The following is a 24,939-nucleotide window of genomic DNA, read 5'->3' on the forward strand; positions in this document are numbered from 1 at the left end:
GGGCCCGGACCCGCCGGGCCGCCCGGACCCGCCGGGCGCCGCCCGCTTCCGCGCGCTAGCCGAACCAGCCCTGGAAGGGCGCGGGCTCCCGTGGCTCGCTCGGCTCCGCTTCCTGGCGGCCGCGCCGCTGCGCCTCCGCCAGTGCCCGCTCGGCCTCCAGCCGCCAGGCGGAGACGTCGCGGGCGTGCTCGGCGGACCCGGCGCTCCCCGAGCGCGCCGAGATGGCGGCCGAGACCGCTGAGGAGGCGGCCGGAACCGTCGCGGCGGCGGGCTGTCGCCGCCGGGGCAGCGGCGGGAGGGCGGCCGCCCGCGCGGCCTCGTCCTCCGGTGCGGCGGCGGGTTCGGTACCGGGCGGGCGGTCGTCCTCGGCTTCCCCGTCGCGCCCCGTGCGGGCCTCCGGCTGAGCTGCCGGTTCCCGGGTTGCGGTACGCGCCTGCACGGGGGCCGGTGCGGACGCCGGGGCCGGTGGTGCCTGCGGGGGCAGCGGGGCCGAACCGCCGGACGCCGGCACCGGTGGGGCGGCGGGTACGGCCGGGGCGGGGGCCGGAAGTTCCGACGCGGGCGGGGAGGCCGATACGGGTGAGGCCGTGGGAGTCGGCGGCGCGGGCGGGGAGGCCGATACGGATGAGGCGGTGGGAGTCGGCGGCGCCTCGGGCACCGCCGGGGACACCGGCCCAGGCGACGGGGGTCCCGCGGGGGCGGTCACCTCGCGATGACCCTCCCGGGCGTCCCGGGCGGCTCCGAAGAAGTCGCCGCCCTTGCGCTTGTAGTCGTCGGTGCCCCACTCGCGCGCCGGGCGACGCGTGGCCTTCTGGAGGTGGGGGATGTGCTTGGCGCAGTGTATGTACGCCTCCTCCACCTCGACCCGCACCCACAGCAGGGCCCGCCGACCGGGTATCGGGTCCTGTGGCAGATCCGGTACCGAGGGGCGCAGTTCCGCGTCGTCCAGCACCTGGGCGCGGCCGTTGATGTGCAGACCGATCCGGGCGCGGAGGAAGTCGACGAGGAGCAGGCCCACATGCGGGTTCTCCTCGATGTTGCCGAGGCTGGCGTGGACCCCGTTGCCGCGGTACTCCGGAAAGACCAGCGTCCGCTCGTCCAGCACGCGCAGGAACCCGGGCGGCCCGGCGCGGAAGCTGTTGTCGCACTCGCCGCGACTGTCGGACGTGGCGAGGAAGAACATCTCCTGCTGCTGGGTGAACTCCCGCATCCGCTCGTTGAGATGGTCGAGCACCTGGTCCTGGTAGAACCGCTCGGCGCGCTCCTGCGAACCGGTCCGCTGCTGCAGCGCGTGCTCCCCGTCGCTGCCGGGCAACCGCCGCGGCGGGCCGGGATGCTGGTCGGCCCCGGGGCCCCCACCCGCCGCGTGCCCCGCGGAACCGTCGCCGTATCCGTTCGCGTCACTCAACGCCGCCACTCGTCCCTTTCCTCGACCGGTCACCCGGATCGGCTGCCCCGCGGCCGGCCCCGGACCACCCGCCCCGGGTGACCGGCTCCCGGCAGCAGCCGCGATCCGAACACCCCACCACCTACGCCCCCTGTACGACCAGTTCGTCGAGGGAATCGTGCCGTATTCGGTGCGTCGGGATCCCGAGCCCGCGCAACGTCTCGACCCCGGTCCTGATCATTCCGGGCGGCCCGGAGAGGTAGCCGTCGTACGCGGGCCAGGGGCCGTATCTGCGTACCGCGTCCGGGAGCTCGCCCGCGAGCGCCTCGGCGGCCGAGGCCGCGCCCGCCGCGACGACGGGGCGCACCGACAGCCACCGGTGGCGGTCCTGGAGGCGCAGCATCGTCTCCAGGTCGTAGAGGTCGTGGTCGGTGCGGGCTCCGTAGAAGACCTCGACCGGGCGCGCCCTTCCCCGGCTGATCACGTCCTCGACCAGCGCCTTGATGGGCGCGATACCGGTCCCGCCGCCCAGGCAGAGCAGCCCGCTGTCGGCCTCGTGGTCGACGAGCATCGAGCCCGCGGGCGGGCCGAGCCGCAGCACGTCGCCGGGGCGGGCGCGCTGCACCAGCGCCGTGGAGACCCACCCGGCGGGCACGGACTTCACGTGGAAGGTCAGCAGGCCGTCGGGGCGGGGCGCGGACGCGAACGAGTAGTGCCGCCACACCCGGGGCCACCAGGGCGTCTCCAAGCTGGTGTACTGCCCGGCGCGGAACGGGTACGGCTGGTCGGGACGCACCGTGATCACGGCGATCTCCGAGGTGCGCAGCTCGTGCGAGACGATCTCCGCGTCCCACCAGGCGGGCGCCCGGCGCTCGTCCTCGGCCGCCGCGTCGATCATCGTCTGGGAGATCGCGGTGTAGGCGCGCACCCAGGCCGCCTCGGTGCGCGGGCCCCAGGTGTCGGGTGCGTAGCGCGCGATCGCGGCCATCAGGCACTCGCCGACTGCCGGGTAGTGGGCGGGCAGGGTGCCGTACTTGCGGTGGCCCCGGCCCAGCCCGGCGAGGTAGTCGCCGAGCAGCTTGCCGTCGTCGAAGAGGCGTACGGCGGTCAGCAGCGCGCGGAAGAGCCGGTCGCGCTGGCCGTCCATGGCGGCCGGGAACATCTCGCGCAGGTGCGGGTACTGGACGAACAGCAGCGCGTAGAAGTAGGCGGTCGCCGAGTCGGCGGAACGTTCCAGCTCCGCCATGGAGGCCCCGATCAGTTCGGAGTCGCCTAGCTGGTCGCCCGCGGGCTCCGCGGACGCTGCGGGAGCCGTCCGCCCGCCGGCGGCCGCCGGGGCCGCCGAGGCCGCCGAGGCCGCCGCCAGCGGTTCGGGAGCCGCCTCCGGCTCGTGCGCGTGTTCGGGTTCCGGTTCGTGTTCCGGTTCCGGTGCGGCCGTCCCCGCGGTCTGCTGGGACGGTACCGCGTCAGGTGCGCCTGGCGCGGGGCGCTCCGCGGGTGCGGCATCGGACGCCGGGGTGAACCATCCCCGTCCGCCGCTGCCACCGGCGGACGCACCGTCGCTGCCCGACATGGTGGTCATGCTCGCCTCGCCTCGTACCTCTTCCGGACGTTCTGTGCACATCCGTGTTCCGAAAGTTCCGGTGAACCGCCCCCTGCGAACACCGTGCTCAGAACGCTTTGCACTCCTTACCGCACGATGCGGGAGGGACCCGACCATACCGTGAAGCCTTCACGCCACAACCCCCGTTCGCGGTTCCCGCGAATTCCGCCATTCGGAACCCGTGCGGGAATTACCGTGCCGCGGAGACGAGCCCGTGGGCCTCCCGGAGATCACTTCCGGTGTAGTGGTGGGAGGCGAGCGAGCGGACGTGGTGATCGGCGTTCACCGCCACGGAGACCGGCACTGCGGCGAACAGCTCCGCGTCGGAGAGGGAGTCCCCGTACGCCACGCAGTCCGCCAGCCGGAGCCCGAATTGGGCGCAGAGCTCCTCCGCGATCTTCACCTTCGACGAGGGCGAAAGAATCCCGGCCGGATCGAGGGGACGCGCCGGATACTTCGTACTTCCGTTCGGAATTGCGCGCGGAACCTCCGGCCACCGCGAACCGTGGGTAACCTCGGCCCCCCAATCCTGTAGTCTCCGCACAAAGAAATCCGGCGAGAGGGAAATCACGGCGCACCGCTCGCCCTCCGCCCTGAGTCCGGCCCACACCTCCGGGATGCCCGTCAGCCACGGCGCGGCCGAGAAGGCGGCGGACACGATCTCGTCGTTGAGTGCCGACCACAGCGCACACGCCCGGAGGGCGAACTCCGGCGGTGTCAGTTTCCGTTCCGCAAAAGCCCGTTCGAGCTCCCGGATCTCGACGTCGACCCCGAGCTGCCGGGATATCTCCACCGAGGCCGCCGAACCGTACAGCAGGGTGCCGTCCAGGTCGAAGAGATGGAGCCGGGAGCGGCGTTCTCCCGGCGTCGGTCGCGGATTCGGATGCTGAGCCGGATGCATACCGGCGATCGTACGGGCGGCGGGCGACCGGGGTCCCGGGCCGGGGCACGGACGCCGGAGGCCGGTGGAGACCGCTGCCGGGCGCGGGTGCGGGCGGACGCCGGACGCCGGTAAGGTCCGCTGCCGGGCGCGGGTGCGGGCGGACGCCGGACGCCGGTAAGGTCCGCTGCCGGGCGCGGGTGCGGGTGCGGGACGCCGGGGCGCGGGCGCCGGGGCGCGGGCGCCGGGGCGCGGGCGCCGGACACGGGACCGTACACGGGACCGCGGGCGCGGGACGCCGGACACGGGACGCCGGGCGCAGGTCTGCTGCCGACCCCGCAGCCGGCCCGGGCGCCGCGCTGTCGCGGGCATCGGGACGCCGCCGGCACGGACGCCGACCACCCCCGGGCAACGCGTACGCCGCGCGGCGCCGCGTACTCGGAGCCGAGTAGCCTGCGATACTCCCGCTGTCGGACGCCCCGGACGCCGGACGGCGGCACAGTCGACGGTATGCGGCAACTGTCCCGACGTGCCCGCAGAGGCACTCTCGCGCTCCACGTCTGCTCCTCGGCCGGCTGGCTCGGCATGACGCTGTGCCTGCTCGCGCTCGGCCTCACCGCGGCCCTCACCGGGTCCGGCCCCGCGGCTGAGGCATCCTACCGCTCGATGAAGGTCTTCGCCGACTGGCTGCTGGCCCCGCTCGCGCTGGTCACCCTGGCCAGCGGCGTACTGCTGTCGGTGGGCACCCGCTGGGGGCTGGCGCGGTACTGGTGGGTGTGGATCAAGTTCTGGCTCACGCTGGCCGCCACCCTGGCCAGCGTGCTCCTCTTCCGGACGCGGATCGACAGCACGGTCGCCGACGTGGCCGCGGGGCGCCCGATCCTGCCGTACGAGCTGGTGATCCCGCCGCTCGTCTCGCTGAGCGCCTACACGTTCATGACCGTCATCTCGGTGCTGAAGCCCTGGGGGCCCACCAAGCGGGGCCGCCGCAGCACCCCGGTCCGCCGTCGGCCACCGGCCCGTGGCCCGCAGGCCGGGGCACCGGACTCCGGACGCCAGGACGGGTCACCCGCCGCGGATCGGCGGAGCCGGTCAGCGGCGTCCGGAGCACAGGACCGGTCACCCGCGGCGGGTTCCCGGAACCGGCCACCGGCGTCCGGACGGCGGAGCCGGTCAGCGGCCTCGGCGTCCGGACGGCGGGCCGTCGGCTGACGGCCCGCCATGGGCTGCCTGGCCGGTGCCCGCGGACGGCCCGGCCCCGGCGTACGCGGGCGCCGGCTGCGCGGCGCCGTCCGGTGCGGCCTTCCCGGCAGCCCGCCCGCGGAGCCCGGCCCGGGGCACCGGGGTGAAGGGGCGGGGGCCGCGCCGTTCCAGGAGTGCGGAGGTCACCGCCAGCGCCAGGGCGCCCAGGGCCAGTCCGGCGCCCGCGATGTTCGGCGACGTCGGGCCGAAGCCGGCCCCGAGGACCAGCCCGCCGAGCCAGGCGGCGAGCGCGTTGCCGAGGTTGAAGGCGCCGATGTTCATGGCCGAGGCGAGGGTGGGCGCGTTCGCCGTCTGGTCGAGCACCCGCTTCTGCAACGGCGGGACGGTGGCGAAGCCGAACGCCCCGATCAGGGTCAGCGTGACGGCGGCCGCCGCCTTGTCGTGCGCCGTGACGGTGAACGCGGCCAGCGTCCCGGCCAGCGCGACCAGGGCGATGCACAGCATGGGCAGCAGGGCCCGGTCCGCGAACCGGCCACCGACCAGGTTCCCGGCGACCATGCCGACCCCGAAGAGGACCAGCAGCCAGGTCACGGAGGCGTCGGCGTACCCGGCGGCCTCCGTCATCATCGGCGCGATGTAGGTGATCGCGGCGAAGACTCCGCCGAAGCCGAGCACGGTCATCCCCATCGCCAGCAGCACCTGGACGTTGCGGAAGGCGGCCAGCTCGTCGCGGATCCGGCCGGTACGGGGACGCGGGCGACGCGCGGGGACGGGGCCGTCCGGGGCCCCGGCCACCGGACGGTCGGCCGCGCGAGCGGCTGGGCCGTCGGCCGGGGTCGGGGCCGGGATGTCCCGGGGTACCAGCGCGGCGACGCCCGCCAGCCCCAGCACTCCCAGTCCGGCGACGGCGACGAACGTGAGCCGCCAGCCTGCCTGCTGCCCCAGCAGGGTGCCCAGTGGTACGCCGACCACGTTCGCGAGGGTCAGCCCGGTGAACATCAGGGAGATGGCCGCGGCCTTGCGGTGCGGGGCCACCAGTCCGGCCGCGACGATCGAGCCGATGCCGAAGAAGGCACCGTGTGCGAGCGAGGCGATGACCCGGCCCGCGAGCATCACGCCGAAGGTGGGCGCGAGCGCGGAGACCAGGTTGCCCAGCACGAACAGCCCCATCAGCAGCATCAGCATCCGCTTGCGGGAGATCCGGGTGCCCAGGACGGCGAGGACCGGGGCGCCCAGCAGCACCCCGACCGCGTAGCCGGAGGCCAGATACCCGGCGGTGGGGATGGAGACCCCGAACTCGGCGGCGACCTCGGGCAGCAGACCCATGATCACGAACTCGGTGGTCCCGATGCCGAAGGCGCCGATGGCGAGCGCCAGCAGGGCGAGAGGCATGAGCGGGGAACCTTCCAATGCGCGAGACGATTACAAGCGTCGACATTAATTGCAGACGCTGGATATACGCAAACGCCGACTATTGCGGTGATGCTCTAGCCTGGGAGGCGCGCAGCTCCGTCTCCGGCGGCGCGGCGCAGGTCCGTCCCCGTGCTGCGGGGGTCCGGGCGGCCGACCGGAACCCGGACGGTCGGAACCCGGAAGCCGGACGGCCGGAACCCGGACGGTCGGCCGGGAGAACGGACGGAACCGGACAGCCGGACAGCCGGACAGCCGGACAGCCGGACGACGGTCGGCCGGGAGAGGAGTTCCTTCATGTCACGCCACGCCGATCTGGGCCTCGCACAGGGCTGGTGCGCGCTCTCCGCGCTGCACGGCCGGATCGAGACCCACATCGAACGGGCGCTGCACGCCGCACACGGGCTCAGCGTGCGCGAGTTCTCCCTGCTGGACGTCCTGAGCGAACAGCACGACGGGGACGGCGGCCACTTCCGGATGAACCAGCTCGCCGACACCGTCGTCCTCAGCCAGAGCGCGACGACCCGCCTGGTCAGCCGGCTGGAAGAACGCGGGCTGCTCCGCCGCTACCTGTGCCCCGACGATCGACGCGGCATCTACACCGACGTCACCGAAGAGGGCCACGCCCTGCTGGACGCGGCACGTCCCACGCACGACACCGCGCTCAAGGAGGCGCTGGCCGCAGCCGAGGCCCGGCCCGAACTCGCCCCCCTGGCCGCCGCCGTCCGCGCACTCGCCCCCGCCCGGCCCGCGGAGTGACCGCCTGGGCCGCACCGTCGGACCCGGGCGTACAGTGCGGAAGATGACCACGACTTCCGGCGGTGCGGGAACCCCCGCCGAGACGCCCGCAGCGGAGCTCACCATCCGGCGGGCACGGGCCGAGGACATCCCCGCGATCGTCGCCATGCTCGCCGACGACGCCCTCGGGGCCACCCGTGAGACCCCCTCCGACCTCGCCCCCTACCGCGCCGCGTTCGAGCGGGTCGACGCCGACTCGCACCAGCACCTCGTCGTCGCCGAGATGGACGGCAGAACCGTCGGCACCCTGCACCTGACGATCATCCCGGGACTGTCCCGCCGCGGCTCCACCCGCTCCCTCATCGAGGCCGTACGGGTGCACACCGATCTGCGCGGCAGCGGTCTGGGCACCCGGCTCATCGAGTGGGCCGTCGCCGAGTCCCGGCGTCAGGAGTGCGTGCTGGTACAGCTCACCTCCGACGCCACCCGCGTCGAGGCGCACCGCTTCTACGAGCGCCTGGGCTTCCAGGCGTCGCACCTCGGCTTCAAGATGCCGCTGATCTGAACGGGGCCGCCGCAGACCCCCACCGCGGCCGGGGCGGCCGCAGCGGCTCGGGCCGCAACCGGCCTCAGGCGGCGCCGCGCCGCTCTCGGCAGGAGGCCATCGAGCCCCTGGCTGCGGGCCCGGACCCGGCCCAGGGGCCCGCGCCGCAGGAGCCCGCCCCCGGAACCGCACCTCCGCCCGCACCGACCGTGGGGACCGCCGTCGTGCTCCCCGCGGGGATACCGAGCCGCTGCCACACCCGCCCGCGCAGCAGCGCGTATTCCTCGCCCCTGCGCAGCGAGTGGCGCATCGGGCGCGGCACCGAGACGCCCTCCATGACGACCTGACCGGCGCGGAACTGGTCGCGGGTGAGGTCGATCTGGGAGCCGTCCGGCAGCCTGTTCCACCAGTGGAATCCCTGCCGGCCACCGTGCACCCCGTACACCTCCCCGCACATCAGCTCTCCGCCCAGCAGGTCCTGCACCACCAGCGCCGTCACGTCGCACTGCCCCCACGCGGGGTTCGCCGGACTCCAGCCCGCGCGCTCCAGATCATCCGGGGAGCAGGTGTCCGCGCCCCAGGACGCGCGCAGCGCTCCCTCGATCCGGCCCAACTCCGAAGCACCCGCGCCCATACCGGAAACCCCGACCGCATCCGCACTCATGTCCGCAAGCATGCCCCACCCCACTGACAACGACCCCTGCCGACCGCAGCACACCGCGGCCGCTCCACGGGACCAGGGTCAGGGTCGAGGTCAGCTCGGTCCGAAGCCGCCGTAGGGCCGGAGCGGCACGACGCGGAACTCCGACATCTCCTTACGGGCCAGCGGAAGGGTGTCCACGGCCGCCTGCGCCTCCTGCGGCGAGTCGGCCTCCAGCAGGAAGCAGGCCCCCGGCCCGTCCCCGCGCAGCCAGATCTGCCGCAGTACCCCGTCCGCGTACAACTTCCGTACCGCCGCGGACTCCTCGGGGAGCACGGCGGCGAACTCCTCCTCGGAATAGCGGTCGCTGTAGCGGCGGGTCATCACCAGGAACTGCATGCTCCGACCCTACTCCGGGGGCCCGTACCCGCAGATCATCGGCCGGGCGTCCGGAGCCGCGTACGCGACGTGGTCCACGTGCCCCGGACCTCCGCCACCCCGGTTCCCCGGCTGGGTCCCCAGCCGTCTCAGCAGTCTCAGCCGTCCCCCAGCGTGCGGGCGAGGAGAGGCAGCAGCCGGTCCCAAGGGCGCTGCAACCCCGCCGGGCTGAAGGCGTCGGTGTCGGACATCGTGTAACCGTGCACGGTGCCGGGGTAGATCTCCGAGGTGTAGCGGACCCCGGCGGCGTCCAGGGCCTGGTTCAGCTCGCCGAGGGCCTCGGGCGTCAGATCGGTCTCGGCGTGCCCGAGGTGGATCTCGGCGGTGATCCTGGAGAGCAGGCGGTGCAGGCTGTCGGGCTCGTCAGCGCCCACCGGACCGTGGAACCCGGCGACGGCGGCCACCCGGTCGGGGAAGGCCGACGCCGTGCGCACCGCCAGGAGTCCGCCGATGCAGTAGCCCGTCACCGCGACGGGTCCGGGGCGGACCTCCGGCTGCGCGGAGAGGAACTCCAGGCAGGACTCCGCGTCGCGCACGATCCGTTCGTCGGTGTGCGCCTCGATCAGGGGCATCAGCTTGCCGATGGCCTCGTCCCGGGCCGCGTCCCCGATGTGCTCGGGGAGTTCGATCACCGGTGCCGGACCGCTCCGGTAGAAGAAGTTGGGGACGAGCACGTAGTACCCGTGCCCGGCCAGTTCCTGGGCGAGTTCGCGCAGCACGGGCCGGTTGCCGAAGGCGTCCCCGTACATCAGCACCCCCGGGTGCTGTCCGCCACTGTCGGGAAGGGCGGCGAAAGCGTCGGCCCGACCGTCCGCGGTGGGAATCGACAGCGTCGTGATGGGCATGGATCCTCCTGTCCGTTCGATCCCTCGAGCCTATGATCACCTCGGCCGGAGCGGGGCCCTTCGGCGTCGCCGGGCCCAAGAGGCCGGCTCGTTCCCGGCCTGTTTCCCCCGGGAGCTGCCCGCTGCTCCTCCTGATCCGTCCCGCCGTCCTCCGCGAGCAGCTTGCTCACCCGGCGCACGACGTCCACCTGCGCGGGGTTGCAGAGGTCCACGAGGGCCCCGCCGATCGTCTCCCCGGCGGACTCCTGCCCGCCTGCGGGGTCGGCGGGCAGCGTGGTCAGTCCCGGATGCTGCCGGAACAGCGCCCGCAGCGAAGGCACCGGGCGCTCGGACAGGTCGGCGCGGGCCCGTTCTTCGACGTCGCCCTCGACCTGGCGCGCTGCGGTCACCGTGTGGCGCATGGTGCAGGGCGAGCGCTGCGCCACGACCGTCGGCGGTCTCGCCGGAGCGGCGACCGCCGGCAGCGTCGCGGCATGGGCACCCCGCTGCTGGCACCGGTGCTGCTGATCGTCTTCTGGTCGTTCCACCGCTCGACGAGGCGGCCGGCCCGCGACCGGGCCTGCCACGACCGGGTGGCCCGCACCCTGCGCCGTCGACCCCGGCCCGGCGCCGAGCCGCAGGCCTCTCGCGACGGGCGGCCGCAGCGCAGCGGACAATCGAACGGTGCAGCTCCCCTACGTCCACCGCCTCAGTCCCCACGACCCCGCCGACCATGACGAACACGGCCACCGCACCGGCAGCACGGACAGCGCCGACGAGCACGGGATCGAGGAGGCCCTTCTGCAGGCGGTCGCGGCCTTCGCGGAGGCCACCGGCGTGGACCGGCTGGCCGTACGCGAACCCCGTGTGCCCTGCCTCGCACACCTCGGCGCGGAGCCCCCGGTGGACGGCTTCGGCCCGGACGGCCGCTTCCCCCTCGGCCCCGCCGGTCCGGACGGCCTTCCCGACGGTTTCCACGACGGTGCAGAGGTGCCGCTCGATGTCGCCCTGGAGCTGGTACGCACCATGCTGCGCGACAACGGCGCCTGGTGCCGACTGGAGAGGGAGGGCAGCTTCGCCGTCCATGTGGGCTGGGACCGGTGCCTCTACGTCGGCACCGCCCTGCCCTGCGCGGAGGCGGTGACCCACGCCCGCGCGCTGGGGCTGTTCCCGGAACTCCGGGACCGCTCCCCCTACGCGATGGAGACCGGCACCGGAGGAATCCAGCGGCCGGGCGACGACGACTTCTGGGCCACGGTGCGCTGGGCAGTCGCAACACGAGGCGCCGGACTCCTGGAGGAGGCACACGTCGAGGGGGCCGCACGGTGGCACCGCCTCACGGGCGACTCCGTCGAGAAGGTGCGCGCCCGGCTCGCTCCCCGCGCCCGCCTGGCCCTGTGGCCGGACCTGTCCCCCGACATCGACGCCGTCCTCGGGGGCCTGCCGTCCGAGGGCCTCGTCGAAGGCGTCTGGCAGGAAGCCGACGGCAGGATCCACAGCGCCGTCGCCGACGAGGATGCCTTCCCGGAGTTGGCGGCGCGGATCTCCCGGGCCGTCGCGGCGGCGCTCCTGCCCGTGTACACCGACGAGCGCGTCCCGCTGTTCACCGCCGTCCTGCCCGACAGCGACGGGATCGTCCGCGCCCGCTGGCGGACCGACCCGACACCCGGCGACCGGAACTGGGCCCTTCTCCGCACCCTGCGCCGGGGCGAGACCGTCACCGGCACGGTCAGTCTTGCCGCCGACTTCGGTGTGACCTTCGTGGACATCGGCGGCTTCGACGCGACGATCAACATCCCCGAGCTGTCGTGGCGCCACGTCGACCATCCCTCCGACGTCGTCTCCGTCGGTCAGCAGATCGAGGCCGAGATCCTCGTCGTCGACCCGGTCCGCGAACAGGTGTGCCTCTCCCTCAAGGCGCTGCGGAAGGACCCGATGGTGCCGCTGCGCGCACAGGTCGGCCGCACCCTTGCCGGTCCGGTCACCAGAGTCGTGCCCTTCGGTGTGTTCGTACGCGTCGAGGAGGCGGAGAACGGCTACGAGGGACTGGTCCACCACTCCGAACTGTCCGACAGCGCCCCGCAACCCGCTCCCCGGGAGGGCGACACACTCCTGGTGAAGATCCTGGACGTCGACCCCGTCACCCGCCGGATCGCCCTCTCGCAGCGGCAGGCCGCCCCGCATCCGGACCCGTGACGGACTCCGCCTCGCAGAGGCGACAGGGAACCTTCCGCACCGGCCACGGGCCGGAACCCACACCCTTCCGCCGACGGCGAAGACCGGCCCGGTCGGGTCCGGCGGTCAGTACCGTCCGTACTCATGACGACAATCAGCACCCGCGAGGTCGAGTACCCGGCCGACGGACTCACGATGATCGGGCACCTCGCCCTCCCGGCCGGTACCGGCCGCCGCCCCGGCGTCCTGGTCGGTCCCGAGGGGCCGGGCCTGAACGACTTCCAGCGCCGCCGAGCCGACGCCCTCGCCGAACTCGGATACGTGGCCCTGGCCTTCGACCTGCACGGCGGCGGACGCTGGTTCACCGACCCCGAGGAGATGCTGGCACGTACGACACCGCTCCTCGCCGACCCCGACCGGCTGCGGGACATCGGCCGTGCGGCGCTCGACGTGCTGTGCGCCGAGCCGCGGACCGACCCCGACCGGATCGCCGCCGTCGGCTACGGCACCGGAGGCGCGATCGCGCTGGAACTCGGGCGCGCCGGGGTCGACCTGCGGGCGATCGGGACAGTCAACGCGCTGACCACGGGCCGACCGGGCGAAGCGGCACACATCCACTGCCCCGTATGGGCCGGGGTCGGCTCCGAGGACCCGATCATGCCCGCCGAGCAACGGGACGCCTTCGCGACCGAGATGCAGGCAGCAGGCGTCGACTGGCGCATTGTGGTCTACGGCGGCGCCCTGCACGCCTTCCACCACCCGCCCGTCGACCAGAGCACCGTCCCCGGCGTCGCACACCACCCCCGGCACGCGCGGCGAGCCTGGCGCGACATCGTCGACCTGCTCGCCGAGTGCGTACCCGTGGCGGAGTGAACCGCCGGGTCAGTGGCTTCCGCGCCCTGGCCCGGCTGACCCGGCTGACCGGCTGACCCGGCTCCGGAGGAATCCCGCTGCCGTGCCGGGTGCCGACTCACGCCCCGGAACACCACTCTCACCGGCGGGGCCGCCGCTGCCCGTCCGGGCCCCGGGCCGCCGCGGACCCGAGGTGGGATGGGCGCCCCCGGGCGGGCCCTCAGTCGAGGCAGAACTCGTTGCCCTCGATGTCCTGCATCACGAGGCAGGACTCGTTCTCCTCGTCGGCGCGCAGCAGCCGCACGCGCTGCGCGCCGAGCGCGACCAGCCGTGCGCACTCGGCCTCCAGCGCGGCGACGCGCTCCTCGCCCACCAGCCCGGTGCCGACCCGCACATCGAGGTGCAGGCGGTTCTTGGCGACCTTGCCCTCGGGAACCCGCTGGAAGAACAGCCGCGGACCCGCACCCGAGGGATCACTGCAGGCGAACGCGGCGTCCCGGCGCTCCGGCGGCAGCGAACGGTTGTACTCGTCCCACGTGCCGAACCCCTCCGGCGGCTGCGGTACGACGTACCCCAGCACCTCGCACCAGAAGCGGGCGACGCGCTCGGGCGACGCGCAGTCGAAGGTGACCTGGAACTCCTTGATCGACGCCATCGGCCCACCCTAGCGGCGCACACTGCTTCTTGAGCCCTGAGGTGTCCCGCAAGCGCGGCCTGGCAGGGGACCCGCTGCTCCCCCGGGCTGGAGTACCACTGCGTCCGGTCAGCCGACCCGGCCGACGAGTGCCGAGACGCGGACTTGCTCGGGGAAGAGTTCCCCAGGCGGCAGTGCCTTCCGGAGCCGGTGCTCGAACACCGGTCGTCGCTCGCCCGTCGGCAGTAGCTCTGCGGGGACGGCGGAGTAGAGACCGCCGACGACCTGCTCGAAGGTCAGCTCGTCGGTGTAGGAGTGCGCTGTGCTCCGCACGTCGGAGAATCCGGCCTCCCCGAGAGCCTCGGCGTACCGGATCCGGTCCTGCTCGGCAGTCCCGCAGGACGAGGTCAATTCGGTGTCGAAGTACTCTTCCAGGAAGCCGCGCAGCGCACCGGACCAGACCGAATCCTGCTGCCACAGCGGCGCCCCGTTGGCGAGCACGGCGATGCCTCCGCCCGTGCGGAACAGCGGGCGCAGATCCCGGAAGAGGGCGTCGGGCCGCATCCAGTGGAGCGCCTGTCCGACGACGGCCATCGCAAGGGGAGACGCCTGTCCCAGCAGTGCGCCGAGGGCGGGGACGTCGGTGTCGGCGCCGAGCACCCAGGTCACGTTGGCCAGCCCCTGCTCACCGGCCCTCTCCCGCGCGAGGCGCAGCATGTCGGGCTCTGGGTCCATCCCGAGCACCGAGCGGACGCGCCGGGCGAGCGGAAGGGCGAGTTGCCCAGTGCCGCAGCCGAGATCCAGGACGCTGTCGGCCGGTGTCAGGGAGAAGTACTCCTGGAGGGTGTCCAGCACCCGCTCGGGATACCCCCGCCGGAATCTCGCGTAGTGCTCCGCCACTTCACCGCTGAACCCCGCAGTCATGAGAGCACTCTGTCGGCCGCCGGTCCTTCTGCACAGCCTCCCGCACGGCCGATCGCTGTGGGCGGAACGCCACCGGCCGCGTAGCGGTCGGGAGCCGGCCGCGCGCCACCGCGCCGCCGCTCTTTCCTCAGCGGAGGGGGAGACCACCGTCCGCCCTCCGACGAGGTTGCCCGGCGGACCGCGGCGCCGGGGGCAGGAGCCGGCCGGCGAGCAGGACGGCGCAGGCCCCCGTGGTCAGCAGCCCGCCGACGAGGAAGGCGGCGCGCACGCCGGCCGACGACAGGACCAGTCCGCCCAGTGCGGCGCCCGCGGCGATACCGGCGTTGTAGAGGCCCGAGTTGGCCGCGAGTGCGAGCTCCGTGCGGCCCGGTGCGCAGTGCAGCATCGCGTGCTGCGTGGCCATGAACACCGGGCCGAGGGCGCCGCCCATCAGCGCCAGGAACGCCACTGCGGCCACCGGATCGCTGCCGACCGCGTACAGCCCGAGCATGCCCACCGCCTGGGTGCCCACGACGGTGGTCAGCGCAGCCTGCGGAAAGCGGTCCAGCAGCAGCCCGGTGATGCTCACCCCGGCCAGGCACGCCGCGCCGAAGGCCAGGAAGAGGACGCTGACCGCGCCCGGCGGGTAGCCGCTCACCTCGCCCAGGAGCGCCGCGAGGTAGGTGTACCCGGCGAACGCTCCGGTGGCGGACAGCGTGCCGGCCAGCAGCACGGTCCCGAACCGGCGGGCGTCGGGGCTGGTCCCGTACGCGGCGGGCTCCCGGTCCGGGCGCGAGGTCGGCAGCAGCGCGGCGACGGTCAGCAGGGAGACGCAGCCCAGTGCCGCCAGCACGGCGACGGGCGCCGGCCAGCCGTGCCGCCACCCCAGCCAGGTCCCGGCGGGCACACCCAACACCAGGGCGAGCGACCCCGCGACGGAGATCGCGCCGACCACCCGTCCGCGGACGGCCGGTGCGAACAGGCCCACCGCGACCGGCCCCGTCACGGCCCAGAACAGCGCCTGGGCGAGCGCGGTCAGCAACCGCGCCAGCAGCAGCACCCCGTAGGAGGCGGCCAGCGCGGCGAGAGTGCTGGACACGACCAGCGCAGCCAGCAGCCCGGTGAGTACATGACGCCGGGGTACGACCCGCGTGGCGTGGGCGAGCGGCACCGAGGCCACGGCCACCGTGAGGCCGTAGCCGGTGACCAGGAGGCCGACCGTCGGCACCGGCACCCGGAGGCGGTCGGAGAGGAGTTCCAGGAGCCCGATCGGCAGGTTCTCCGCGGTGTTGAAGCTGAAGCAGCCAGCATCAGCGCCGCGAGGACCGCCACCCGCCGCCATGGCGCCGCTGCCGCGGCGGTGCCTGCCTCCGCCGCGGCCTCCCGTCCCGCCTGCCGTACGGCCTCGCCCATGGCCGTACCTCACCGGGCCGCCCGCTCCCGCCGCAACCGGATTAGGCCCCGCGCCCGCGGGCGGTGGAGGGTTCCCGCCGGTACGGACGGGTGCGGACCGGCAGGGTCTCAACTCCGCCGGCAGACGACGCTGTGACCTGCGGACCTGCCCGTTGTTTCAGGTCGGTCGCTCCGCTGTTGCCCCACGAGCGTGTCACGTCCTCAGCGGGCAGGGCCGAACCGCACTTTGGACAGCGCGGCCGTATCGCTCGCATGGTGCGCACAGGGCAGCGTGCTGTTCCTTCCGAGTCGGATTCCGGCAGAGCTCCAATCTGCTGGAGAGCCAGGAGAACGGAGGCGGAGGTCCTTCTCAAACGAGTGGGTTCCGGCGGAACCGGAGCTCGTGGTGGGGCCCATCTCCCGGGGTTCACTGCTCGTCGGCGGTCTCCAGGATCGTGCGGAGACGCGATAGGCATTCGTCGCCGAAGGCGGGATAGGTAGTCCAGTAGTCCACCACTCCGCTGACTCCGACGGCGATGGCCCACGCCCGGGCACGCAGCCATGTCGCGTTGTCGAGGCTCATGGCGTCCCAGTATGCCTGTCGGGCCCCGGGGGGAAAGTCCCACAGAGGCGAGTGCTCGGCGTCGGGGAAGCCGACTGAGAGGGCTCCGAAATCGATGACCGCGTGCAGCTTCCCCTGCCGCACCAGAAGGTTGCTGGGTTTCAGGTCTCCGTGGAGCCACACTTGGTGACCGGAAGGCTCGGACGAGGCGAGCGCACACTGCCACAGGTGCCACAGGTGCGCGATGTCGAGATCGAGGCCCTCGATCGTCCGGCAGTTGTCGAAGCACTCGCTGATCCACCGGTCACAAGCCTGCAGGCCCCCTCCGCGGTACCAGCTGAGCTCGCCCTGACGAGTAGCTCCCATGAGAGGGATGGAGTGCAGGCTCTGCACCATCGCCGCCAGATCGGCCCCGAAGGCGGGCCAATCGATGACCGGTCCCAGACCGGCTTCATCGCCGTCGATCCAGCGGTAGACCGACCAGGCAAGCGGGAATGCTGAGCTCGGGATGCCGGCGTACACCGGCTCCGGGATACGACACGAAAGGTGTGGCGCCAGCCGCGGCAGCCATGTCTGTTCCTTCCGTACGGCCTTCGCGTTGTCCGGGGTACGCGGCAGCCGCACGAGCAGCTGCTCGCCGAGCCGGTACATCCTGTTGTCGGTGCCCTCACCGGCAGGTGAGAGGGGAAGGGCAGACCATTCCGGTTGCTGCTCCCGCAGCAGCGACCGGACGACGGCCTCATCCACACGGACCTCGTTCTCATGAAGTGTCACGCTGAGAGCCTTCTGCCCGCGCTTCGCCGCCGCCAGTGATTTCCTCAAGACGCCGCCGCTCGGAAAGCGATCCGCTGGAAAACTGTCAGGTCATCTGCGACTCGAGCGCCTGATGAAGCTCTGGGCAGGGACCGACGAGGCCCTCGGGGGAAGATACTTCTGGGTCTCGGACGATCTGATCGTCAGGGATCCCGGCATCGACAGCATGACAGCCGTGATCGCCGGACTGATTGGGAGCGGCGAGTTCTCCGAGATCTTTCAGCGGGTGATCAACGACTGATGGATCGACGACCAGGGCCGTCCCGGTCACCCGGTCCCAGCCCTCCACACGCACCATGCGACCGATCTCGGTGTCGGTGCCATCGAAGATCGCGGTCCAGCCAGTCTGATTGAAATAGCGAAGAGACACCGCTCCAACATCTCGAACCTGGACTCTCGCGCTTGACAGGTCTCCTTGCTCTGCACGTTCAACCGTATGCGCTCTGCACAAAGGCGAGTACGCCACAAACGCGGGACCGAGAGGTCAGCTGGGCCGGGCCGCAATCTGGCGACGGGCAGACCCCCAGACTTCCTCGAACTCCTCGAAGGTGAGTTGCTCGGGATCGTGGCCTTCCCATTCCGAGACGGGCGGCTCGGCGGTGATCCCGAACCTGCTGTCGTACTCCTCGAGGCGGCCTGCGTCACGGGCCTGCTGCCGCTCAGTGAGGGAGGCAGCTGCGATCGGGATCAGTTCAGGCCCTTCGAGTTCGACCTGCCGGATCACCCAGCCTTCGGCGTCGACCTCGAAGTAGAACCAGGTGTCCTCCACGTCCCAGTAGCAGCGCATCCATGTGGTCACCGGGCCATGATGTCAGGCCAGACACGCCGTGCCACTCCGCTCTGTCTCATGGTTGAGCGATGAACCCTGCCGATCGGTCGAGCTGGAAAGGAGAGCCGGAATGGGTTGGATCCCACCCTTGAGCCCGTGCTTCTCGGATGCTGGCAGCAACGTGAGCTGGCCGCATGGGTTCCGTCTCGACGCACACCCAGTTACTGGAATGGGCCTGATCGCTGGTTACGATCAAGATCGTGCCCGGCTGGCTGCCGCTGGCCGCTTCGACCGCGTAGGTCATCGGTGTCCAGCAGAGTCCCTGCATGTAGGAGGGCTTCCTGCGGATCCTCCAGCGGTACTCGATCCCGTCAACAGTTATGCGCCGGGAACCCTTCTTGTTCAGCGCCATCTTCCCTCCTTCGCTGTCGGACTCCAGCGCCGTGCAACAGGCCCGCCCCAGCCGGAATCTACCGGGCTGCTGTGACGACGCGTTCTCCGAAGGGGGTCAGCTTCATGGCGGTGCCGCGTTCAGCTCGCAGCGACGCCCCATCACAACACGTCAGGTCTGGGCCATGTCGACGAAGCGGGAATAGTGGCCCTGGAAGGCGACCGTGATGGTGGCGGTGGGGCCGTTGCGGTGCTTGGCGACGATCAGGTCGGCCTCGCCCGCGCGCGGGGATTCCTTCTCGTAGGCGTCCTCGCGGTGCAGCAGGATCACCATGTCCGCGTCCTGCTCGATGGAGCCGGACTCACGCAGGTCGGAGACCATCGGCTTCTTGTCGGTGCGCTGTTCGGGTCCGCGGTTGAGCTGGGAGAGGGCGATGACCGGGACTTCCAGCTCCTTGGCCAGCAGCTTGAGGTTACGGGACATCTCCGAGACCTCCTGCTGGCGGCTCTCGGGGCGGCGGGAGCCGCCCGTCTGCATCAGCTGGAGGTAGTCGATGACGATGAGTTGGAGGTCGTTGCGCTGCTTGAGGCGGCGGCACTTGGCGCGGATCTCCATCATCGACAGGTTCGGCGAGTCGTCGATGTACAGGGGCGCGTCGGTGACCTGCGGCATCTGACGGGCCAGCCGCGTCCAGTCCTCGTCCGTCATGGAACCCGAGCGCATGTGGTGCAGCGCCACCCGGGCCTCGGCGGACAGTAGGCGCATCGCGATCTCGTTGCGGCCCATCTCCAGGGAGAAGATCACGCTGGGCATGGTGTGCTTGATGGAGCAGGCGCGGGCGAAGTCCAGGGCGAGGGTGGAGTTGTGCGTGGGGACCATCGCCCGGCCGGCCAGATAGAGGCTGTCGGGGTTGTCCACCTGCACGCAGCGCACCGGGACGCTGGGTACGGGGCGCACCTCGGTGATGAACCGGGCGTCCGCACGGGGGGCGTGCGCGGGCCTGCGCTCCTTGTGGAGCAGCCGCTTCCGCTCCAGCCGGAAGACCTCGTCGGGGGTGGTGAAGGTGATCTCGTGGAGCACCGGGTCCGTCGGGGATTCCTCGCGGAAACCGTGGTCCTCACAGAGCCCGTGGTCCTCACAGAGCCCGTGGTCTCCGTGTTCCTCGTGCCCGTCCCGCAGTCGGCGGGTGGTCCAGGCGCAGCGGTAGCCGAGGCCGAGCAGCAGTTCGCGGAGGTCCTCGGCGAACTGCTGCCGGGTGGCGGCGAAGCTGACGGCGCCCGCCTCCCCGACCGTGCCGTGGGTGTCCAGCAGCCCGGCCAGGAGCGCCCGGCGCTGGGCCTCGGAGGCCCGCAGATAGCTCCGCGGGATGCGCGTGTTCTCCGACATCCCCATGGTGCGGAGAAGAGTCCGGACGCTTCCGGACGGCACGGGGGCGCCGGGCAGGTGGAGCGCGTGGCTCGCCGAGTGGCCCACGCGGGAGGTGGCGTATCCGTCGGCTCCGATGTGGAGCAGCACCTCGGGTTCGTCGGTGGTGACCAGGAGCGTGTCGGCGGCCCCGTCGACCTCGGAGGCGCCGTCGGCCGCGGCGGCCCCGTCGACGTCGGGGGAGCCGCCGAGCCAGGCGCCCAGCGTGTACGGCGCGAGCGGCAGTTGGCGCTCCGGCAGGTCCAGCGGGGCCGTGTTCCGCACCGAGTGCTCGGGGCGGTGGTCGGGACGGTGGCCGGACGCGGAGTGCAGGGTCTCGGCGAGCTGTCGGGTGGTGCGCACCGCCGGGAGGTCCTGCGGGGGCCGGCCGTCGCCGCTGCGGGCCGCTTCCCGCGCGGCCCGGCGGGAGGCGCGGGTGTCCGTGAGCCACTGGTGCTCGGCGTCGGCGACGAGCACGGTGCCGTCGTCGAACCGGACCTCGTAGCAGGGGCGGTCCGTCATGACCTCGGTGGCGGCGGTGACGCGGGTGGCGCGGCCGTGCGCGTCCAGCAGCCGCTCGCCGACCTTCACCTCGCCCATCGTCGTCCACCCGGAGGGGGTGGGGAGGGGGGTGTCCAACGCGAGGGCCTTGCCCATGGCAGGACGGGCGGCGATGACGATCATCTGGCCGGGGTGCAGGCCGTTGGTGAGCGAGTCGAGGTCGGTGAAGCCGGTGGGGACGCCGGTCATCTGGCCGCTGCGGGAGCCGATGGCCTCGATCTCGTCGAGGGCGCCCTCCATGATGTCGCCGAGCGGGAGGTAGTCCTCGGAGGTGCGCTGCTCGGTGACGGCGTAGATCTCGGCCTGGGCGCCGTTGACGATGTCGTCCACGTCGCCGTCCGCCGCATAGCCCATCTGGGTGATGCGGGTGCCTGCCTCGACCAGGCGGCGCAGGATGGCTCGTTCGTGGACGATCTCCGCGTAGTACTCGGCGTTCGCCGCGGTGGGCACGGCCTGGACCAGCGCCTGGACGTAGCCGGGGCCGCCGACGCGGGCGATCTCCCCGCGCCGGGTGAGTTCGGCGGTGACGGTGATGGGGTCGGCGGGCTCGCCCTTGGCGTAGAGGTCGAGGATGGCCTGGTAGACCGTCTCGTGCGCCGGGCGGTAGAAGTCGACGCCCTTGAGGACCTCGACCACGTCGGCGATGGCGTCCTTGGACAGCAGCATGCCGCCGAGGACCGACTTCTCCGCCTCCAGGTCCTGCGGGGGCACCCGTTCGAATCCGCCTGCCGGACCCTCGGCTCCGCGTTCGTGCTGCTCGGGCAGGCCGGGGCCGGAGCGCTCCGCGCCGGGGCCGGAGCGGGAGCCGCCGCCCGGGCCGCCGTTGCTCCCGCCGCCGCTGCCGTTGCGCCGGCGGCCCTGCGGCGGCTGCGCCGTCAGGGCGAAGCCCTCCTCGGTGGCGAGGTCGGCGGCCCAGGGGTCCTCCACGTGCTCGGGCTGCTGGGTCACCCCGCTTCGCCTCCTCCCACAGGTCCCGTCGTAGGGCACAGTCTTACGGCACAGCACTGACAAACGCTGGCAATCGGGCCGCCCGACCCGGGTTACGGCGCGTCGCTGCGACGGTGAAGAAGAGGGGAACGGGGAGTCGGGCGCTGGTACACCGTAGGCGGCCCGCACGGTTCAGCCAATCACCTTATCCACAGGGTGGTGTGGACAGTCGGGGCCAACCTGTGGAGAAGCCGCCGAAAGCTGTGCACGAGTCGGGGGACAGTGCTGTGGATTACTTCCGAACCTCGCCACAACAGCTACCCTGACCTGCACTTTCACCGTACATGCCCTGTGCGGCGAAAAAACTTTCCGCCGGTACCCCCGGGAGGATCACCGAGGGTGTTCACGCCTGTCACGTACACCGTAAAGTAAGCGCCACAAGCCCATTGTGCTCATTACCTGTGGATGTTTGGATCGAACCTATGAGCCCCGCTTCCCCGACCACGCGCGCCACCGTGCGACGCCACGACCGCGAGATCGTCGCGCTCGCCCTCCCCGCCTTCGGCGCACTCGTCGCGGAGCCCCTCTTCGTCATGGCCGACAGCGCCATCGTCGGTCACCTCGGCACCCCCCAGCTCGCCGGGCTCGGCGTCGCCGCGGCGCTGCTGCAGACCGGCGTGAACATCTTCGTCTTCCTCGCCTACGCCACCACCGCCGCCGTCGCCCGTCGGCTGGGCGCCGACGATCTGCCCGCCGCACTCCGCCAGGGCCTCGACGGCATCTGGCTCGCGCTCCTGCTGGGCGGACTCGTCGTGGCAGCCGTGCTGCCGACCGCCCCCTGGCTGATCGACGCGTTCGGCGCCTCACCGACCGCGGCGCCGCCCGGCACCACCTATCTGCGCATCAGCGCGCTCGGCATCCCGGCCATGCTCGTCGTCCTCGCCGCGACCGGAGTGCTGCGCGGCCTCCAGGACACCAGGACCCCGCTGTACGTGGCCGTCGGCGGGTTCAGCGCCAACGCGGCGCTCAACGCGCTGCTCGTCTACGGCGCCGGACTCGGCATCGCCGGTTCCGCCTGGGGCACGGTGCTCGCCCAGTGGGGGATGGCCGCGGTCTATCTGACCGTGGTGGTGCGCGCCGCACTGCGGCACCGCGCCTCGCTGCGTCCCGACCTCGCCGGGATCCGGGCCAGCGGGCGGGCCGGGGCCCCGCTGCTGATCCGGACGCTCTCGCTGCGTGCCGTTCTGCTGATCGCCACGGTGGTGGCGGCCCGCATGGGCGACGCGGACATCGCCGCCCACCAGATCACCCTCACCCTGTGGTCGCTGCTCGCCTTCGCGCTGGACGCGATCGCCATCGCCGGTCAGGCCATCATCGGGCGCTATCTCGGCGCCTCCGACGTCGAGGGGGCCACGGCGGCCTGTCGGCGGATGGTGCTGTGGGGCGTGATCTCCGGGGTGGTGCTGGGGGCGCTGGTGGCGCTGGTGCGGCCGCTGTTCATGCCGCTCTTCACGACAGACCAGGCCGTGATCGACCAGCTCACGCCGGTACTGCTGGTGGTGGCCGTCACCCAGCCGATCGCGGGCGTGGTGTTCGTGCTCGACGGGGTGCTCATGGGCGCCGGGGACGGGCCCTATCTGGCAGGCGCCATGCTGGTCACCCTGGCGGTCTTCGCGCCGGTCGCGCTGGCGGTACCGGCCCTCGGCGGCGGGCTCACCTCGCTGTGGTGGACGGTCGCCGGGCTGATGATGGCCACCCGGCTGGTCACCCTGGCCCTGCGGGCCCGCTCAGGACGCTGGGCCGTCACCGGCGCGGTACGCGCCTGACAGAGGCGCCGGGCGGCGGGCGCCTGACGGACGGACGGCGGGCAGGCGGGCGCCGGGCGGACGCGGGCCGAGCCCGGGCGGGTCGCACCGTCCGGGCGCCGCGCGGGCTCCCTGATACGGCGCAGCCACGACGGCCCCGACATGACGCAGCAGGGCGCACCCCCCGGAAGGGAGTGCGCCCTGCTGTGTGTCTCAGCCGGCTCGGGCCGGCCGCAGCCGGCCCCGGCCGATCTGGGTCGCGCGCGGCGTCAGGCCGCTGCGACCTCCACGCCGACCGTGGCGGTCACGTCGGCGTGCAGCCGCACGGCGACCTGGTGGGCGCCCAGCGACTTGATGGGCGAGCCCACCTCGATGCGGCGCTTGTCCACGTCGGGGCCACCGGAGGCCTTGATGGCGTCGGCGATGTCCGCCTGGGTGACGGAGCCGAACAGCCGGCCCTGCTCCCCGGCGCGCACCGTGAGGCCGACGCGCAGGCCCTCGAGCTGGGCCTTGATCTCGTCGGCCTGCTCGATCGTCGCGATCTCGCGGATCTTGCGGGCGCGGCGGATCTGCTCGACGTCCTTCTCGCCGCCCTTGGTCCAGCGGATCGCGAAACCGCGCGGAACCAGGTAGTTGCGGGCGTAGCCGTCCTTCACCTCGACGACGTCGCCTGCGGCGCCGAGGCCGGAGACCTCGTTGGTCAGGATGATCTTCATGGTGTGGTCACCCTTCCCTTATCGCGCGGTCGAGGTGTAGGGCAGCAGCGCCATCTCACGGCTGTTCTTGACGGCCGTGGCGACGTCGCGCTGGTGCTGGGTGCAGTTGCCGGTGACCCGGCGGGCACGGATCTTGCCGCGGTCGGAGATGAACTTCCGCAGCAGGTTCGTGTCCTTGTAGTCGACGTAGGAGATCTTCTCCTTGCAGAACACGCAAACCTTCTTCTTCGGCTTGCGAGCAGGCGGCTTCGCCATGTCTCTACTCCTATGAGTTTCGCTCAGAAGGGTGGCTCGTCCGAGTAGCCGCCACCGTTGCCCCCGCCGGGGGCACCGCCCCAGTTGCCGCCGCCGCCCTGGCCGCCGCCGCCCGGGCCGGTGGCCCACGGGTCGTTCGCGGGGCCGCCGCCCTGGCCGCCCTGGCCACCGGGGCCGCCGCCCCAGTTGCCGCCGCCGCCCTGGCCGCCGCCACCGCCGAAGCCGCCGCCCTGGCCGCCGCGGCCGGTGGTCTTGGTGACCTTGGCCGTGGCGTTGCGGAGGCTGGCGCCGACCTCGTCGACGTCCAGCTCGTAGACCGTGCGCTTGATCCCCTCACGGTCCTCGTACGAGCGCTGCTTGAGGCGGCCCTGCACGATGACGCGGGTGCCCTTGGTGAGGGACTCGGCGACGTTCTCCGCCGCCTGCCGCCAGACCGAGCAGGTCAGGAACAGGCTCTCGCCGTCCTTCCACTCGTTGGTCTGCCGGTCGAAGGTGCGGGGGGTGGACGCGACACGGAACTTCGCGACCGCCGCACCGGAGGGGGTGAAGCGCAGCTCGGGGTCGTCGACCAGATTGCCGACGACCGTGATGACGGTCTCGCCTGCCATGGGTGAACCTCTCGGCGTGCTGCTGGCTGCTGTGGTGCCTGGTGGTGCTCGGTGGTGCTGTGGTGCTCGGTGCTACTCGGGAGTCGGCCTCAGTGGGTCGACGGGCGCAGGACCTTGGTCCGCAGGACGGACTCGTTCAGGTTCATCTGCCGGTCGAGCTCCTTGACCACAGCAGGCTCGGCCTGCATGTCGATGACCGAGTAGATGCCCTCGGGCTTCTTGTTGATCTCGTAGGAGAGACGACGACGGCCCCAGGTGTCGACCTTCTCGACCTTGCCGTTGCCCTCGCGGACGACGGAAAGGAAGCTCTCGATCAGGGGGGAGACAGCGCGCTCCTCCAGATCGGGGTCGAGGATGACCATCACCTCGTAGTGACGCATGTGGAACCCACCTCCTCTGGACTCAGCGGCCACGGTCGTTCCGTGGCAGGAGGGTCGTGATGCGTTTCCGCACCCGCGGGAGTCGTTTCCGCACCCGCGGGGTGCAGACGGGCCAGCCTACCCGG

Annotated in this window: 24 protein-coding genes and 1 pseudogene; 6 read left to right on the forward strand and 19 right to left on the reverse strand. The window is 72.4% G+C overall.

Features of this window, described 5'->3' with window-relative positions; genetic code table 11:
- Positions 1-55: 55 nt before the first annotated feature.
- The 3 genes from ACFYNS_RS16160 to ACFYNS_RS16170 all read right to left on the reverse strand — a co-directional run bounded on the left by ACFYNS_RS16160 (position 56) and on the right by ACFYNS_RS16170 (position 3,891).
- A complete protein-coding gene (locus ACFYNS_RS16160) occupies positions 56-1,417 on the reverse strand; it encodes a pyridoxamine 5'-phosphate oxidase family protein (RefSeq protein ID WP_388603369.1) in 1,362 nt (453 codons plus the stop codon).
- A 112-nt stretch (positions 1,418-1,529) separates the two neighbouring features.
- Positions 1,530-2,969: a globin domain-containing protein gene (locus ACFYNS_RS16165; RefSeq protein WP_388603371.1), complete on the reverse strand. Its 1,440-nt coding sequence runs from the start codon at positions 2,967-2,969 to the stop codon at positions 1,530-1,532.
- Between the two features lie 211 nt (positions 2,970-3,180).
- On the reverse strand, positions 3,181-3,891 hold the full coding sequence (locus ACFYNS_RS16170; protein WP_360289916.1) for an HAD-IB family phosphatase: 711 nt from the start codon (positions 3,889-3,891) through the stop codon (positions 3,181-3,183).
- A gap of 489 nt (positions 3,892-4,380) precedes the next feature.
- On the opposite strand from ACFYNS_RS16170, the gene ACFYNS_RS16175 reads away from it, so the two are divergent.
- Positions 4,381-5,082 carry a DUF2269 domain-containing protein gene (locus tag ACFYNS_RS16175; protein ID WP_388603373.1) on the forward strand — a complete coding sequence of 234 codons (702 nt, stop codon included), beginning with the start codon at positions 4,381-4,383 and terminating at the stop codon, positions 5,080-5,082.
- On the opposite strand, the gene ACFYNS_RS16180 is transcribed toward ACFYNS_RS16175, so the two are convergent.
- Positions 5,044-6,465 carry an MFS transporter gene (locus tag ACFYNS_RS16180; RefSeq protein ID WP_388603375.1) on the reverse strand — a complete coding sequence of 474 codons (1,422 nt, stop codon included), beginning with the start codon at positions 6,463-6,465 and terminating at the stop codon, positions 5,044-5,046. The two genes, ACFYNS_RS16175 and ACFYNS_RS16180, sit on opposite strands and share 39 nt — an antisense overlap.
- Before the next feature lie 315 nt (positions 6,466-6,780).
- On the opposite strand from ACFYNS_RS16180, the gene ACFYNS_RS16185 reads away from it, so the two are divergent.
- Entirely contained in the window at positions 6,781-7,242 is a 462-nt protein-coding gene (locus tag ACFYNS_RS16185; protein WP_019356710.1) for a MarR family winged helix-turn-helix transcriptional regulator, read from the forward strand.
- A gap of 43 nt (positions 7,243-7,285) precedes the next feature.
- On the forward strand, positions 7,286-7,786 hold the full coding sequence (locus ACFYNS_RS16190) for a GNAT family N-acetyltransferase (RefSeq protein WP_360289912.1): 501 nt from the start codon (positions 7,286-7,288) through the stop codon (positions 7,784-7,786).
- Positions 7,787-7,850: 64 nt separating this feature from the next.
- On the opposite strand, the gene ACFYNS_RS16195 is transcribed toward ACFYNS_RS16190, so the two are convergent.
- From ACFYNS_RS16195 to ACFYNS_RS16205, 3 genes are all read right to left on the reverse strand, one after another.
- Positions 7,851-8,429 carry a hypothetical protein gene (locus ACFYNS_RS16195; RefSeq protein ID WP_360289910.1) on the reverse strand — a complete coding sequence of 193 codons (579 nt, stop codon included), beginning with the start codon at positions 8,427-8,429 and terminating at the stop codon, positions 7,851-7,853.
- 90 nt (positions 8,430-8,519) lie between these two features.
- On the reverse strand, positions 8,520-8,804 hold the full coding sequence (locus tag ACFYNS_RS16200) for a muconolactone Delta-isomerase family protein (protein ID WP_360289908.1): 285 nt from the start codon (positions 8,802-8,804) through the stop codon (positions 8,520-8,522).
- Positions 8,805-8,941: 137 nt separating this feature from the next.
- The gene (locus ACFYNS_RS16205; RefSeq protein ID WP_388603380.1) at positions 8,942-9,688 is read right to left on the reverse strand and encodes a dienelactone hydrolase family protein; all 747 of its coding nucleotides are present in this window, start codon (positions 9,686-9,688) and stop codon (positions 8,942-8,944) included.
- 663 nt (positions 9,689-10,351) lie between these two features.
- On the opposite strand from ACFYNS_RS16205, the gene ACFYNS_RS16210 reads away from it, so the two are divergent.
- On the forward strand, positions 10,352-11,863 hold the full coding sequence (locus ACFYNS_RS16210; protein ID WP_360289904.1) for a S1 RNA-binding domain-containing protein: 1,512 nt from the start codon (positions 10,352-10,354) through the stop codon (positions 11,861-11,863).
- Positions 11,864-11,986: 123 nt separating this feature from the next.
- On the forward strand, positions 11,987-12,715 hold the full coding sequence (locus tag ACFYNS_RS16215) for a dienelactone hydrolase family protein (protein ID WP_360289902.1): 729 nt from the start codon (positions 11,987-11,989) through the stop codon (positions 12,713-12,715).
- A gap of 199 nt (positions 12,716-12,914) precedes the next feature.
- Here the strand turns inward: ACFYNS_RS16215 and ACFYNS_RS16220 are convergent, their stop codons facing one another.
- The 8 genes and pseudogenes from ACFYNS_RS16220 to dnaB form a co-directional block, all read right to left on the reverse strand.
- Positions 12,915-13,349, reverse strand: coding sequence for a VOC family protein (locus ACFYNS_RS16220; protein ID WP_388603384.1), 435 nt, complete (start codon positions 13,347-13,349; stop codon positions 12,915-12,917).
- 108 nt (positions 13,350-13,457) lie between these two features.
- Entirely contained in the window at positions 13,458-14,252 is a 795-nt protein-coding gene (locus tag ACFYNS_RS16225; RefSeq protein ID WP_360289898.1) for a methyltransferase domain-containing protein, read from the reverse strand.
- A gap of 127 nt (positions 14,253-14,379) precedes the next feature.
- Positions 14,380-15,542, reverse strand: a pseudogene (locus ACFYNS_RS16230) (MFS transporter).
- A 508-nt stretch (positions 15,543-16,050) separates the two neighbouring features.
- Positions 16,051-16,959, reverse strand: coding sequence for an aminoglycoside phosphotransferase family protein (locus tag ACFYNS_RS16235; RefSeq protein ID WP_360289896.1), 909 nt, complete (start codon positions 16,957-16,959; stop codon positions 16,051-16,053).
- An 85-nt stretch (positions 16,960-17,044) separates the two neighbouring features.
- On the reverse strand, positions 17,045-17,368 hold the full coding sequence (locus ACFYNS_RS16240) for a hypothetical protein (RefSeq protein WP_388603387.1): 324 nt from the start codon (positions 17,366-17,368) through the stop codon (positions 17,045-17,047).
- Positions 17,369-17,482: 114 nt separating this feature from the next.
- Positions 17,483-17,785, reverse strand: coding sequence for a hypothetical protein (locus ACFYNS_RS16245; RefSeq protein WP_388603495.1), 303 nt, complete (start codon positions 17,783-17,785; stop codon positions 17,483-17,485).
- Positions 17,786-17,843: 58 nt separating this feature from the next.
- Positions 17,844-18,179 carry a hypothetical protein gene (locus ACFYNS_RS16250; protein ID WP_360289892.1) on the reverse strand — a complete coding sequence of 112 codons (336 nt, stop codon included), beginning with the start codon at positions 18,177-18,179 and terminating at the stop codon, positions 17,844-17,846.
- A gap of 150 nt (positions 18,180-18,329) precedes the next feature.
- A complete protein-coding gene (gene dnaB, locus ACFYNS_RS16255) occupies positions 18,330-21,071 on the reverse strand; it encodes a replicative DNA helicase (RefSeq protein WP_360289890.1) in 2,742 nt (913 codons plus the stop codon).
- 461 nt (positions 21,072-21,532) lie between these two features.
- Here dnaB and ACFYNS_RS16260 point away from each other — a divergent pair, with 461 nt between their 5' ends.
- Positions 21,533-22,876 carry an MATE family efflux transporter gene (locus ACFYNS_RS16260; RefSeq protein ID WP_360289888.1) on the forward strand — a complete coding sequence of 448 codons (1,344 nt, stop codon included), beginning with the start codon at positions 21,533-21,535 and terminating at the stop codon, positions 22,874-22,876.
- A gap of 248 nt (positions 22,877-23,124) precedes the next feature.
- Here the strand turns inward: ACFYNS_RS16260 and rplI are convergent, their stop codons facing one another.
- The 4 genes from rplI to rpsF all read right to left on the reverse strand — a co-directional run bounded on the left by rplI (position 23,125) and on the right by rpsF (position 24,814).
- Positions 23,125-23,571: a 50S ribosomal protein L9 gene (gene rplI, locus ACFYNS_RS16265; protein ID WP_019356726.1), complete on the reverse strand. Its 447-nt coding sequence runs from the start codon at positions 23,569-23,571 to the stop codon at positions 23,125-23,127.
- Between the two features lie 18 nt (positions 23,572-23,589).
- Complete coding sequence (gene rpsR / locus ACFYNS_RS16270) at positions 23,590-23,826, reverse strand: 30S ribosomal protein S18 (protein WP_003978893.1); 237 nt, start codon at positions 23,824-23,826, stop codon at positions 23,590-23,592.
- A 23-nt stretch (positions 23,827-23,849) separates the two neighbouring features.
- The gene (locus ACFYNS_RS16275; protein ID WP_360289885.1) at positions 23,850-24,434 is read right to left on the reverse strand and encodes a single-stranded DNA-binding protein; all 585 of its coding nucleotides are present in this window, start codon (positions 24,432-24,434) and stop codon (positions 23,850-23,852) included.
- An 89-nt stretch (positions 24,435-24,523) separates the two neighbouring features.
- A complete protein-coding gene (gene rpsF, locus ACFYNS_RS16280) occupies positions 24,524-24,814 on the reverse strand; it encodes a 30S ribosomal protein S6 (protein WP_019356728.1) in 291 nt (96 codons plus the stop codon).
- Positions 24,815-24,939 lie beyond the last annotated feature (125 nt).

Origin of the sequence: Streptomyces sp. NPDC006925, assembly GCF_042869575.1 — a bacterium.
Classification (GTDB): Bacteria; Actinomycetota; Actinomycetes; order Streptomycetales; family Streptomycetaceae; genus Streptomyces.